13 protein-coding genes and 1 pseudogene are annotated in these 13,385 nt (G+C 37.4%); 8 read left to right on the top strand and 6 right to left on the bottom strand.

Features of this window, described 5'->3' with window-relative positions; genetic code table 11:
- Nucleotides 1-68: 68 nt before the first annotated feature.
- Nucleotides 69-260 (top strand): zinc-finger domain-containing protein, encoded by a 192-nt coding sequence (locus ACQKMI_RS05575; protein ID WP_427487677.1) that lies wholly within the window; start codon nt 69-71, stop codon nt 258-260.
- A gap of 254 nt (nt 261-514) precedes the next feature.
- Here ACQKMI_RS05575 and ACQKMI_RS05570 read toward each other — a convergent pair whose 3' ends face one another.
- Both ACQKMI_RS05570 and pepF read right to left on the bottom strand, forming a co-directional pair.
- Nucleotides 515-1,498, bottom strand: a complete 984-nt coding sequence (locus ACQKMI_RS05570; RefSeq protein WP_427487676.1) for an SEC-C domain-containing protein — start codon at nt 1,496-1,498, stop codon at nt 515-517.
- 221 nt (nt 1,499-1,719) lie between these two features.
- Complete coding sequence (gene pepF, locus ACQKMI_RS05565; RefSeq protein WP_427487675.1) at nt 1,720-3,528, bottom strand: oligoendopeptidase F; 1,809 nt, start codon at nt 3,526-3,528, stop codon at nt 1,720-1,722.
- A 135-nt stretch (nt 3,529-3,663) separates the two neighbouring features.
- Between pepF and ACQKMI_RS05560 the strand changes: the two genes are divergently transcribed.
- From ACQKMI_RS05560 to ACQKMI_RS05550, 3 genes and pseudogenes are all read left to right on the top strand, one after another.
- Entirely contained in the window at nt 3,664-4,770 is a 1,107-nt protein-coding gene (locus tag ACQKMI_RS05560; RefSeq protein WP_427487674.1) for a hypothetical protein, read from the top strand.
- Between the two features lie 280 nt (nt 4,771-5,050).
- A pseudogene (locus ACQKMI_RS05555) lies at nt 5,051-5,492 on the top strand (Dps family protein).
- A gap of 208 nt (nt 5,493-5,700) precedes the next feature.
- Nucleotides 5,701-6,048 (top strand): general stress protein, encoded by a 348-nt coding sequence (locus ACQKMI_RS05550; RefSeq protein WP_427413109.1) that lies wholly within the window; start codon nt 5,701-5,703, stop codon nt 6,046-6,048.
- Between the two features lie 128 nt (nt 6,049-6,176).
- Here the strand turns inward: ACQKMI_RS05550 and ACQKMI_RS05545 are convergent, their stop codons facing one another.
- Complete coding sequence (locus tag ACQKMI_RS05545) at nt 6,177-7,076, bottom strand: DMT family transporter (RefSeq protein ID WP_427487673.1); 900 nt, start codon at nt 7,074-7,076, stop codon at nt 6,177-6,179.
- A 134-nt stretch (nt 7,077-7,210) separates the two neighbouring features.
- On the opposite strand from ACQKMI_RS05545, the gene ACQKMI_RS05540 reads away from it, so the two are divergent.
- Together ACQKMI_RS05540 and ACQKMI_RS05535 are read left to right on the top strand one after the other, a co-directional pair.
- Entirely contained in the window at nt 7,211-8,086 is an 876-nt protein-coding gene (locus ACQKMI_RS05540) for a LysR family transcriptional regulator (protein WP_427487672.1), read from the top strand.
- A gap of 429 nt (nt 8,087-8,515) precedes the next feature.
- The gene (locus ACQKMI_RS05535) at nt 8,516-9,190 is read left to right on the top strand and encodes a phosphopantothenoylcysteine decarboxylase (RefSeq protein ID WP_427487671.1); all 675 of its coding nucleotides are present in this window, start codon (nt 8,516-8,518) and stop codon (nt 9,188-9,190) included.
- Nucleotides 9,191-9,303: 113 nt separating this feature from the next.
- Here ACQKMI_RS05535 and ACQKMI_RS05530 read toward each other — a convergent pair whose 3' ends face one another.
- The gene (locus tag ACQKMI_RS05530; RefSeq protein WP_427487670.1) at nt 9,304-9,792 is read right to left on the bottom strand and encodes a flavin reductase family protein; all 489 of its coding nucleotides are present in this window, start codon (nt 9,790-9,792) and stop codon (nt 9,304-9,306) included.
- Nucleotides 9,793-9,967: 175 nt separating this feature from the next.
- On the opposite strand from ACQKMI_RS05530, the gene ACQKMI_RS05525 reads away from it, so the two are divergent.
- Nucleotides 9,968-10,753: a VOC family protein gene (locus ACQKMI_RS05525; RefSeq protein ID WP_427487669.1), complete on the top strand. Its 786-nt coding sequence runs from the start codon at nt 9,968-9,970 to the stop codon at nt 10,751-10,753.
- Between the two features lie 78 nt (nt 10,754-10,831).
- Here ACQKMI_RS05525 and ACQKMI_RS05520 read toward each other — a convergent pair whose 3' ends face one another.
- Complete coding sequence (locus tag ACQKMI_RS05520) at nt 10,832-11,032, bottom strand: cold-shock protein (RefSeq protein ID WP_427413114.1); 201 nt, start codon at nt 11,030-11,032, stop codon at nt 10,832-10,834.
- Nucleotides 11,033-11,245: 213 nt separating this feature from the next.
- Between ACQKMI_RS05520 and ACQKMI_RS05515 the strand changes: the two genes are divergently transcribed.
- Nucleotides 11,246-12,925 (top strand): formate--tetrahydrofolate ligase, encoded by a 1,680-nt coding sequence (locus ACQKMI_RS05515; RefSeq protein WP_427487668.1) that lies wholly within the window; start codon nt 11,246-11,248, stop codon nt 12,923-12,925.
- 70 nt (nt 12,926-12,995) lie between these two features.
- Here the strand turns inward: ACQKMI_RS05515 and ACQKMI_RS05510 are convergent, their stop codons facing one another.
- Nucleotides 12,996-13,220 (bottom strand): hypothetical protein, encoded by a 225-nt coding sequence (locus ACQKMI_RS05510; RefSeq protein ID WP_427487667.1) that lies wholly within the window; start codon nt 13,218-13,220, stop codon nt 12,996-12,998.
- Nucleotides 13,221-13,385: the final 165 nt, after the last annotated feature.

Raw genomic sequence — 13,385 nt, 5'->3', positions numbered from 1 at the left:
TTGTTTAAAATGTTCACTTCATAATAGTAAGAAGCGAAATTTGGACGTGAAAGGAGCGAGAGTTCAAATTGGATAAAGTGACGGTTATGAAAGATATTGATGAACTACATGATACGTATTGTGCTGATTGCTTAGTGATAAAGCAATTACGAAAAGAGCGTGGTAAACCTGGAGCTCATCGCTTCTGTATTGAAGCCTGCACAATAGGGGAGCGACTACAGTTTCTCGGAGAAGAGCTCTTGAAGGTATATAGTAAATAATGTTTTCACATATTTCAATAATGTCTTAGAAGGTATCATAGTACTAAACAAACTATGTTTAAATAAAGTAAAGCTTAATGATAAAAGTATCATTTTTACTCAATTTGATGCATAAACAATATGTTCGAAAAACCATACAATAAGCTACTTTGTTGTTGGCTCATTGCCGATAACAAATGTAGCTTTTTTCTAGCAAAATGCGCCACACACTCTAAAATCTGTTTAGAGCGTGTAGCGCAATATGATGTTAAGCATTATTTAGTTGCAACATAAGTACTTAAGTCTTGATAGTATTTTGTAAGTGAGGAAGCTGAAATGTCGAACGTCGCCGCAATTTCTTTTACTGTCATTGATAGCGGCTCGAACAGCTCTTTTTCTTGACCATATCGAATCGCACCAGCAGCAATCGCAGCCTCTTTACGCGCAGATGGTTGTCCTTCAATTAAATAGTCTTCTAAAAGCTCTAACATTGCAGCTGTTTCACGATCATTTTGCTCAAGGAAATCTTTCACTTGTGTGATTACATTGCTCTCAAAGTTCGTGAATTCCTCGCCTTTATATCCATTTGACACAAGTAACTCCCAGAAGGATAAATGCTCTTCTTTTAAGAATGCGCCAACCTTCTTCTCAGAAGCCTCGAAATTTTTCTTAAATTGCTCAAATACCTTCGCATGATCTTCAGGGAAGAAGATAAGCGTTGAAACAGCTAAATAATGCTCTGAATTTTTTGTACCATCCGGTAAGATGAATGCAAAGACATGCATACCTTCAGGGATTGGTTTGTCATTTTCACGACGAATATAAATTTCTTCATTTGATAACACATGTGTAGCTTTGAAATATTTTTCTTCTACAACTGACACAGAACCAATAAATAGATGAGGTTGTGACCAGCCTTCTAACACTTTTACAGTAGAAGGTCTTACCGTTTTTTTCTTTGTTTTCTTTAAGTAACCTTTCCAAATAGATGGTTCTTGATGGAAGAAGAAGTCGTCTAACGCGATCGCTTCAATTAGCTCTCTTTGTAGTACGCTTTCTAATTTAGGCTGCCATGTACCTACATGCTCGATATAAGCACGAACATCTTTGCGCTCTGGATATTCTAAGTAAAATGTTTGTAGTACACGCTCTAATTCTTCGATTGCTACAGTTTCTACTGTAACCTGCTGTTTACCTTCACAACATTTTTTGTATTTTTTGCCGCTACCGCAAGGGCATGGATCGTTACGTTTTACCATAATTAGAAACACTTCCTTTGAAAATTGTTAGTCGAATTTTGCTAAATAAATTGCATACATTTAATAATAACGGTACATTTGTATGAAGAAAAATGATTGTCTATTTAGAAATATCAAAAAATAGACGCCCTATTCTATTATATGAACATATTTTCCAACTTAGAACTAAAAAAAGAGAACTATCTATGCTTTAGAAATAGCATAGATAGTTCTCGCTTTGTTTAGCTTTTGATAGCTTCCATTTCTGTCGTTAATCGCTCAAGCTCATCAACGAGGTGACCAATGTAAGCAATCGTATCTCGAAGTGGCTGGTCTGTTGTAACATCGACACCCGCCATTTGAGCTAGCTCTACAGGTGATTTTGTACCTCCAGCTTGAAGGACCTCTAACCACTCATCTACAGCCGGCTTACCTTCTTTTAAGATACGCTTGGATACTTGTGTAGAAATTGTTAAGCCAGCACTGTATGTGTATGGATATAAGCCCATATAATAGTGTGGCTGACGCATCCATGTAAGTTCTGCACCTTCAGAAATGTCGACAGTATCGCCCCAGAAATCTTCAAGGACAGAACGTTTTAATTGATTTAAAATAGAAGCATTAACAGCTTCACCAGCGTCAATTAATTCATATACTTTTCGTTGATATGCTGCCTCTAGTAAGTGTGTGACGAAATTATGATAATATGTTTTGGACACAATGTTTGAAATAACCCAACGTTTGAAGCGAGGATCCTCGTTATGGGTTAATAAATAATTGGCTAGAAGCATTTCATTCATTGTTGATGGTGCCTCTATAAAGTATAACGAAGGACGACTATTAAAATAAGATTGATGGGCATGTGCATTCACAAAGTGACCTGCGTGTCCTAGCTCATGAATTAGCGTAAATACCTCATTCATACGTTCATTCCATGACATTAAAATATAAGGATGATTACCATATGGACTTGAACAGAATGCCCCAGTAGATTTTCCTTTGTTTGTTGCATAATCAATCCAGCGCTCGTTAAATGCCTTTTCAATCATGTTCTTGTAATCCTCGCCCATAACCGATAATGATTTTTCAACATATTCTTTTGCTTCCGACATTGTTAATTTTGGATCATACTCTGGATCTAGCGCTATTTTTAAGTCTGCAAAAGTCATATTCTCGATATCGTTTGCTTGTTGAATAAGCTTTGCGTAACGGCGCATATGAGGCGCAAGCTCTTTTGTAATAAGATCTATTTGACGATTATAAAGTGATCGATCAACATCCTGATCAAACAATAAATAATCAATGATAGAGTCAAAGCCGCGTAAATCCGCCATTGTTTTTTCCTGTTGAATATGTGTGTTATAAATTTTTGCAGTTGTGTGCTGATAATCTCGTAACTTATTAGAAAATGCTTCATATGCAGCACGACGTACGTTTGTATCAGCCTCAAACTCCCAATTGTTTTCGTATAATACAAAACTTAATGGATGCTTTTCACCATTTGCCTCAAACTGTCCAAAATGCATATCAACAAGCTTTGTCGTATTATATGTTTCATAAGGTGCATTAAAAGTTGAGCTAAATGCAGCTAATGCTTTTTCCACTTCAGGGTGCAGCTGATAAGGCTTTTGCTTTAATAATTCCTCTAAGTAAACTTTGTAAATAGGGCTCAACTCAGTGGCTTCTTGTAAAATTGCCTCGTCTAGCGCTAGTAATTCACTGCGTACGAAAGAAAATGCACTACCTATTTTACCTACCGCAGTACTGTATTTGGCAGAACGCATTTGCGCTACATTATCTGTAAGATCTGTTTGGATATTTAAATTTTCATAAGTGCCGATAGGAACAATGCTTTTTTGTAATGCTTCAAAAGCCGTTAAAACTTCAATTACTTTTTGTGCATCCGTAATTGTACCTTGATACTTGCGTTCAAAGCTTAGTGCATCCTCTACAAGCTGAGCTAAAATAGGCTCAAAATCCGCATCATTTTCAAATAAATCTTTTAAATTCCACGTTTCTTCTACTGGTACATCTTTACGTAATACTTCCATCAATCAACACCCCTTATGTGTAAGTGTTTCCATTATAACGAAACTATTTCGGAAAGTGAAATAATTATAGAGAATAGTTTTAATATTTTTAAAAATAGAATAATAACGTAGAAACCTATGTTCGCGTTGGGTATAATGGATTTAAAGAGAGGAGGTAATGAAGTTATAATGCAGTTAGTTTTGGAGAAACCAGATGTGTATAAGCTCAGTCACGTGAATCAAGATAATTTATGGAAGAAGTTAATTGCGGATTTGTTTGAAGATTTTTTGTTGTTCTTTTTGCCAGAGTTGCACGCAGAAGTGAATTTTTTAACATCTTTCAGCGAATGTCAAAAACATTCGCTGAAAGATGTTAAAGCCTCCGGCGGATGTCACGGAATCGGAAAGGAGTTCTTTGTGCAAGCACAAAGCCGATTCCGGACGCAATTATGCCGAGGCATAATTGATTCGCAAGTAGAGTTTTTGCAACAGGAGCTTTTCAAAGAAATTATTGAGCATCGTCAAGGGCGCAAAATAGCTGACCAAATTGCGAAGGTTCATCTGAAAAGTGGGGAAGAGCGATGGATCCTTGTCCATACGGAAATACAAGCTGTAGATGAAGTGCATTTTGCGAAGCGCATGTTTGAGTATTTCTATCGTATTAGGGATCGATATGGTAAGAAGATTGTGGCTATTGCTATTTTTACGGATAAGAGTACAAAAAGCACGAACTGGTATCATGAAAAGTATTATGGTACAGAAATTATGTACACTTTTAATAAGTTTGTTGTGTCAGACTTTGATGAAGAAGAATTGAAGAAATCACCGAAGCTGTTTAGTAAAGCGTTACTAGCTTCAATTTATATGAATCGGACTAATAAAGAAATGAGCCTTCGTAGTGCATACAAAAGAGCTCTCATAAGAGAAGTGTGGTCATTAAATAATGTTGAACGGAAAGAATTAAGTGCACTACTTTACTTTATTGATTACTTATTGAAACTACCTAAATTTATATCAGGGCAGCTTGTAAAAGACATAAAAGCTGAGCTTAAAGGGGAGGAAGAAATGTTGCATCTATATAAGGGAGATTTACCACCGACACTTGCTGGAGTATTGGAATTAGAGAGGCAGGAGGGCATTGAGGAAGGAATGAAACAAATAATTATTGGTTTGTTTGAAAAGGGCGCTGAAGACGAATGGATTGCTGAAGTTGCAAAGCTTCCAGTGGCAAAGATTAGAGAAATTCGTAAGGAACTTAAATAGTCTTTTGTGTAGAGAGACAAAATGCCAAACTCTTTTTAGGTTTGTTGTAAGTTTTCTAGCGTCCTAATGACGAAATCCATCTGTGTGAACTTGTTGTGGAACTGCCTTTGCCTCCCATCGTAAGGCAAATCTTCTCGCAGGAAAAGCGAGTAGCATGTAGTGGAAGGTGTTTTGATTTTGCTGTAAAAATTGTTTATCTAAATGGAAAATGAGTGTATAACCAATACACTTTGCTACGCATACTAATGGCTAGAATAACTGGCACATTGGAGGAGAAACAATGACACAAAACTTAAACAAACAATTAAATAAACTTGTCGCTACATGGTCTGTACTTTTATACGAAATTGCACAATTATCATTGGTATGTTACAGGGAATGCCTTCTTCACACTACATGCAAAATTTGAAGAATTATATAATGAAACAACATTAAATCTAGATGAAATTGCAGAGCGCATCCTTTCGAAGGATGGAAAACCGGTTGCTACGTTAAAAGAACATCTTGAACTGTCCTTTATAGAGGAAGCGACTGGGAATGAGACGACGGAGGAAATGGTGGCTACAACCATTTCGGATTTCCAAAAAATTATGAAAGCGTTAAATTCAGCAATGGAGCTTGCGGCAGAAGAAGGGGACGATCGAACAGAGGATTTACTAAATGCTATGTACCAGTCCCTTGAAAAGCATACATGGATGTTAAAGGCCTTCCTTGGGCGCTAATAACCACAAATAAATGATAGGCAATGGGAATTCTTTTATGAATTTCCATTGTCTGTTTTTTTGTTTCATACCGTTGTTTCAAAAGATGGACATATATCACAAAGTTATAACATATATTACAGTTCGGAAAAGAATGGGCAAAATATGTTTTTTCTTGAATAGGAAGGGTAGATACTTAGTAAGCCATACAAGTTAGGAGGAATTGCGCATGATAAATGAACAAAACCCACAAATTGAAGTGGCCCATACAAGGGAAGAAATGCTTCGTATTTTAGAAACTATGCAATTAGAAGCATATCAAATAGAGGACATTCATGTAATTGCAAAGGATCCAAGTAAATTTGAAGATGTAGAATGGGATAGTAATGTTAAAACCTATGAGGTAGGGAATTGGATGGATCAATTTAAGTCTTGGTTTACCGGTGAATCGGCTGTGAAGGAAGGATTAAAGCGTTTTGATCTTACAGAAGGACAAACAGCTTACTATGCTCATCTCGTAGAACAAGGTGCCATCGTAGTATTTGCTGAGCCTACAATTGAACCTATGACGACATGATCTGAAAGGTGATTGGGGGGCATCTTCATTCACATAATAGGGAACCTTTCCTCTAGTACAACACGATAAACAGAGTGAGTGCATATGCATCACTCTGTTTATTTGTGTAGGAAAATTTCAAAGTTGATTTAATGTATCGCTTTTTTGTGTTCATGTTTTTTTATAAAGCGTAATACATGAAGATGCTCTAATTGAGCAAAAAGGTTTCCGATTAGAATAAAACTTCCACCTATTAATACTTTTATCGTTATTCCTTCCCCTATAAACATCATGGCAAACATCGCTGCAAAAATTGGTTCTAAGGAAAATATTAGTCCTGTATGTGTAGCAGAAGTAAACTGTTGTGCAACAGTTTGACCTATGAAGCAAAATGCACTACAAATGACACCGAGTCCAATAATAGCAATCCAAGAAGTCGTTGTATTTGGAAGTGTAGGTGTTTCAAAAATGAATGTTAATATGAGTGCATAAAGTCCAGCAAAACCGAGCTGGTAAATGCCATAAGAAATGGATTCAACGTTACGCGTAAATGTACTGTTTAACAGTAAATAAATCGAATAACAGAGTGCAGCGATGGCTACTAACAAATCCCCTTTTTGCAAGGTAAATGAGCCATGTGCAGTTAAAACTGTAATCCCAATCATTGTGCAAACAATCGCAAAACTAACTGCTCTTGAAGGTAATTTCTTCTCAATAAAACTGCTGAAAATAGGTACTAAGACAACCGTTAGACTCAAAATAAATCCAGCATTTGATACCGAAGTTGTTTCTAGTCCGAATAAGCTTAGAACAAACACAATGAATAATAGAAACCCTTGAATTGCCGCATATTTTAGAGTTTTAGCATCGGCCTTAATCATGCGTTTATAAAAGATGATACCTGCTGCGAAAAATGCGATGATACAACGCAATGCCACCACATTATAAACAGCCAATGTTTCAAGCCCCATTACCATAAAGGTATAAGATAATCCCCAAAACATTGTCACTATAACCATTAACAAATTTGCTTTTCCTTGGATACTCATTATGCTCACCTACAATCTGTGTACTAAAACAGTTTTTAACCTAAAATTTACTATATCTCTTGTATTGTGATTAGTAAAACGAATGTTTATAATAATCAGTATTAAAAAAATTCATGTATATCGAGGACAAGACAATGAGTTTAGTGAAATATGAGATTTTGAATAAAGTTGCTGAGGTAGCAAGCTTTACAAAAGCAGCAGAAGCATTGGGATTAACCCAATCTGCTGTCAGTCATGCTGTTTCAAGCTTAGAAAAAGATTTCGGCTTTGCACTCATTCACAGAAGTCGAGCGGGTGTCATATTAACGAGTGAAGGAAATACAATGTTAAGGGCAATGAGGCAAGTCCTCGATGCACAGGAACTATTAGAGCAAGAAGCAGCACATATACTCGGTGTTACTCGAGGAAAAGTGCGAATAGGTGTAATTTCAAGTATTTCTTCCAACTGGATGCCGGAAATTGTTCGTATTATGGACAATCAATTTCCTGGTATACAAGTAGAATTACGTGAGGGAGACTATTATGAAATCGAACAATGGCTATTGAGTGGAGAGGTGGATGCAGGATTTTTAAATGGACAAAAGTCGAAGCAATTTCAGTTTACCGAGCTACAGCAAGATCCGTTGCTGTGTATCGTTTCTGATAAAAGTCCACTTTATGATAAAGCAGAGATTGATATTGTGGAACTAGAAGACATGCCATTTATTATGACGTCACATAAAGGGACGAATGATGTAAAAGTACTGTTAGAGCAATATCACGTGAAGCCAAATATTCGTTTTGAACTATCGGAAGAGGTAGGAATCACTTCGATGATTGCTCATCAGCTTGGAATTAGTATTTTACCGAAATTAGTGACGAATAATTTACCGCCTACGATAAAAGCCATACCGTTAAAACAAGGTGGCTATCGCACAATTGGAATTGCGATGAAACACCAGGCATCACCTGTGACCAAGAAATTTGCGGAAATATTAAGTTCCTGGTTAAAAGAGCAAAATATGAATTGATTTATTACTAAGTCGAAGAGGACAGCAACCTGCTCTATAAAAACAGCATTGAAGCATAACATAGCATTGCGTTAAAATAGTATTTGTATATTTATCTTCATTCAGCAGAAGATTCCCACCTCTATAGGTGGTAAAATGAATGCAATTTTGATTACTATTTCAGTGGGTGTTCAAACACCTACTGAAATAGGGGAACTCAGTCTAAGAACGCCACGTCCTGTGGCAACGACTGAGTGACCAACATCTTGTTGGCCCAAAGCCTCCGGCGGATGTCACGGATTTTCAAAGGAATGAAAATAAGGATGTTAGCCTACAACCTTCGCATCCTGCGAAAACGGCTAACTGACCTGCATCGTGCAGGCCTAGGCACAATTCAAAATCCGGACACGATTACGCCAAGGCGAAATTGATTAGAAAAAAGGTGAGTGTATGGGGACATTACGGGGTAAGACCGTACTCATTACAAGTGGGGGAACACTTGAAAAATGGGATCGTGTGCGTGGACATACGAATTTATCGAAAGGGTCGATGGGCTGTTATTTAGCTGAAGCGGCATTAGCGGCTGGGGCAAACGTATTGTATATGCATGGTTATTTCGCACAGCTTCCAGCGAATAAAGATAAAATGCGTACCATTCGATTTGAAGGCATTGAAGATTTAGGCGAGAAAGTTCGACATGCTGTTCAGGAGGAACAAGTGGATATCGTTATTATGGCAGCTGCTGGTTCTGATTGGCTCATTGACAAAGTGTATGACCAATCTGGGAATTTAATGGAGGAGTCAGGTAAAATGCCATCTGACGAGCCACCTATCATCCACTTTAAAAAGGCACCTAAAGTATTAGGTAAAATTAAGGAGTGGCAGCCGAAAGTTACTTTAGTAGGCTTTAAACTTGAGGCAACGGACGATGAGGAGTTTTTACTGTCCCGCGCACGTCTACGAATGGAATCGGCCAGCGCTCAGTTTATGGTAGCTAATAGCTCACAATCTTTATATGGTGGAGATGAGCCTCACTGGATTGTACCGGCTAAAGGTGAACCGAAAAAGATTATGGGCAAGCAAAAGACAGCGCAAGCATTAATGGATTTTTTACAAAATAATTAAAACAAAACTGTGTAGAGGTAAATAAATCTACACAGTTTTTGTTTTGTGGGTGCTTACTATTTGGTTTATTGCTCGTTAAATCATTCTGTTTTTGCGTATATTTTTGCAATAGTCTATTCATAAAAACTTTTTGGGATTTCACCAATATGTCTGCGATGATACAATAAGGGTTCCTTCTGTGCATTGTCAATTTCTAGGACCTGCCCGATAAATATCGTATGATCTCCAGCATCGATTTGCTGAAAGGTTTTACATTGTAAAATGGCTGCAGTATCATGCAAAACTGGTAGACCTAAAGCAGAAGTTGACCATTTAGTATGGGCGAAGCGATCTGGGATCTTACTTGAAAATAGCGTACATAAGTGCTCTTGATTATACGCTAAAATATTAACAGCAAACTTTTGAGCTACTGTAAAATATGGATGCAGCTGTGATTTTTTATCAAGCGACCACAAAATAAGGAGTGGATCTATGGAAACGGATGCAAAGGAATTGACAGTTAAGCCAAAAGGTTCATTTACGTCATTACAAGCAGTGACTACCGTTACGCCTGTTGGATAATTACCTAATGCTAGTTTAAAAGCACCTACTTTGTCTGTCATTCTAATCACCTCTTCATTGATTTATGGAAATGAAAAATCTTTTCTATCGAACCATTAGCATTCCAATCATTTCGTGTTGATTTAAATTCTTAATAATTGCAATATTCCTAATTTTATTTTAAACCAACAAAACTAACAGGTAAAGTATATAATAGAGAAAAAAGGGGGTTTAGTCATGTCTTTATATTTTGACCATCTAGTTCATCAAGTTCAATCACCTGAGAATACAAAGATTTTCTTAAATAAACGTAATATCCATACAGTTAACGGTGGTCAACATACAATGTGGGGGACATACAATACGTTAAGCTACTTTGGATTAAACTATATTGAGCAAATAGCCATTTATGATCGACATTTATTTGAAAATGCAGTGAAATTGCCTTATTCACTACATTATACGTTTAAACATACAAACGAGCGCTATGGTTTTTCAAGAATTGCGTTACGTACAAAAAATATTAAGGAAGAGGGACAACGTTTACGTGCACTTGGCTTCGAAGTATTTGGACCTGATGCTTGTAGTCGAACAAGACCTGACGGCTCCGTAGTTGAATGGAAGCTATTGCATTTTGGGAAACCTGGGCAGGAAATTGATTTCCCTTTTTTGATTGAATGGGCTGATACAGATGAGGAACGTGTTGCACAATTAAAAGCAAATGGAGCCATTAAGACCAATCAATCCATATCGATGGAATCTGTACAATTTTATGTAAAAGATGTGCAAGCTACAGTGAAACAATGGAGGGAAGTATTACAATTACCAGAGCCTGAACAACAAGAACAGTTTACTTCCTTACACTTACCAAATATGCGCCTAGATTTTTATGACGAAGTTACTGCGGCTACTAAGACGCTAGGTCATTTAAATGAAGGACCGTTTGGGGTTACACTTAAGGATACTGATAGAACAAAGGAAACACTAGTTTTTCCTGGGGCTTTTTATTGGATCAATAGCTAAAATTATAGCGTTTTAAAAGATCAATGAAAAGCATTTGAAAAAAAGGAGCCGTTCATCAAACGAACAGCTCCTTTGTACTTATAATTTTACAACATTTGACGCCTGTGGTCCTCGATTGCCTTCCACCACATCAAATGATACCTTTTGACCTTCTTCAAGTGTACGGAAGCCTTCCTCCTGGATTCCCGTAAAATGTACAAATACATCTTCTCCATCATCACATTCAATAAAGCCATAACCTTTTTCATTATTGAACCACTTTACGTTTCCCTGTTGCATAAGCATTCGCCTCCCATGCGCTTGAAAGTAGAATAAAATCAATTAAGTCGTGACATAACCTGCGAAAATGTGAAAAAATGCATTTTCATTAAGAACATACATGAATTGAGCAAAGTTGTCAATTGATTGTCGAAATGCTAGTATAACTTACTATGATTTTTTTCACAATAAAGACTATAATGGAAATTAACAACATAGAAAGTAGGATGCCAAATGACAACGACAAATCAACCTTTATCAGATCTAGAAATTGCTAATCAAGCGGTGATGAAGCCTATTACAGAAATCGCTAAAGACGCAGGTATTCCAGAGGATGCACTTGAGCAATATGGTCGCTACAAAGCAAAAATTGATCCACTAAAAATAACAGCACATGGTGAGGACGCTAAGGTAGTATTAGTTACTGCCATTAGTCCAACTCCAGCAGGTGAAGGGAAGTCAACTGTAACGGTTGGACTTGCTGATGCACTTCATCAATTAAATAAAAATGTTGCTGTTGCTTTACGTGAGCCATCACTTGGCCCAGTAATGGGCGTGAAAGGTGGCGCAACAGGTGGTGGATACGCACAAGTTGTACCGATGGAGGATATTAACTTGCATTTCACTGGTGACCTTCACGCGATTACGACGGCGAATAATGCATTATCAGCCTTTATCGATAATCATATCCACCAAGGAAATGCTTTAAACATTGACCCTCGCCGTATTATCTGGAAGCGTGTAATGGATTTAAATGATCGCACACTTCGTAAAGTTGTTGTGGGTCTTGGTGGTCCTGTACAAGGGATGCCACGTGAGGACGGCTTTGACATTACTGTTGCATCAGAAATTATGGCAGTCTTTTGTTTAGCTACAAGCATTGAAGATTTACGTGAACGTTTAGCAAGTATCGTAATCGGTTATACATTTGAGCGTGAGCCTGTATTCGTGCGTGATCTTCAAGTTGAAGGGGCCTTAACATTATTATTAAAAGATGCCTTTAAACCAAACTTAGTGCAAACACTTGAAGGAACACCTGCCATTATCCATGGTGGACCATTTGCCAATATCGCACACGGCTGTAACTCGATTATGGCGACACAAACGGCTCGCAAGCTAGCTGATATTGTTGTGACAGAAGCAGGCTTCGGTTCAGATTTAGGTGCTGAAAAATTCATGAACATTAAAGCGCGTAAGGCAGGCTTTAAACCAAGTGCAGTTGTCATTGTAGCTACAATCCGTGCATTAAAAATGCATGGTGGTGTACCAAAAACAGCGCTTGTAGGTGAAAATGTTGAAGCACTTTTACAAGGAATTGAAAATTTAGCGAAACACGTCGACACGGTTCGTACATTTGGCGTTGAACCGATTATCGCGTTAAATCGATTTATTACGGACACAGAAGCGGAATTAGAAGCAGTGTTGAACTGGTGTCAAGAAAATCATGTTCGTATTGCTCGTACAAATGTTTGGGAAGAAGGCGGTAAAGGTGGATTAGCCTTAGCTGAGCAAGTAGTAGCCGTATTAGAAGAAGAAAATAACTTCTCTCCTTTATATGATGTAACAGAGTCTGTTGAAGAAAAAGTTCGTACGATTGTTCAAAAAGTGTATGGCGGGAAAGATGTACAATTTACCGAACAAGCGAAAAAGCAAATTGCTCAAATTGAAAAATTCGGCTGGGATTCTCTACCGATTTGTATGGCGAAAACACAGTATTCTTTATCCGACCAACCAAGTCTTTTAGGACGTCCAGAGGGCTTTACCATCACAATCCGTGAAGTGATTCCAAAACTAGGTGCAGGATTCTTAGTTTGTCTTACAGGCGATATTATGACAATGCCAGGTTTGCCAAAAGCACCAGCTGCCTTACGCATGGATGTAGATAATGAAGGACATGCGGTAGGGTTGTTCTAATTGATACAAAAAAATTAACGTTGAAGCTGCTCCTTTTACTTAAAGGGAGCAGTTTTTTATTATAGAAAATTTAAAGTAGATACCCATATCGAATCAGTAAAAAGCTGGTTAACCATAAAAAAATGGCTACTCGAATGATTATATCCATTGTCAATTCAAAGGTAGAAAGCTTTCTTTCTCGTTTTACCTTTTTAAGAAGTCTAACGGAAAAAGCAGAACATAGAAGTAGAACGGCAATAGATAGTTCATATACGTTTTCTAAAAGGCTTGTATTTTCTAATAGATTATTCAACATAATCATCCTCTCATATAGAGGATATGAGTTGATGAATTTCATTATGTAGGCTCTTTAGTTTGTTTGGGACTCTGGTGTATGACCAGGGTCTTTTTTGTGTTCTGTATAAAGTAACTGAGTTCCTTTTATGTGAAGGGAAACTTGGCGTTTTTTACAAGTAACCGT

It is taken from the genome of Lysinibacillus sp. NPDC097214 (genome assembly GCF_050277945.1).
Classification (GTDB): Bacteria; Bacillota; Bacilli; order Bacillales_A; family Planococcaceae; genus Lysinibacillus; species Lysinibacillus xylanilyticus_B.
Note: the sequence above shows the minus strand (reverse complement) of the source record. Positions and strands in the feature narration are given on the sequence as shown.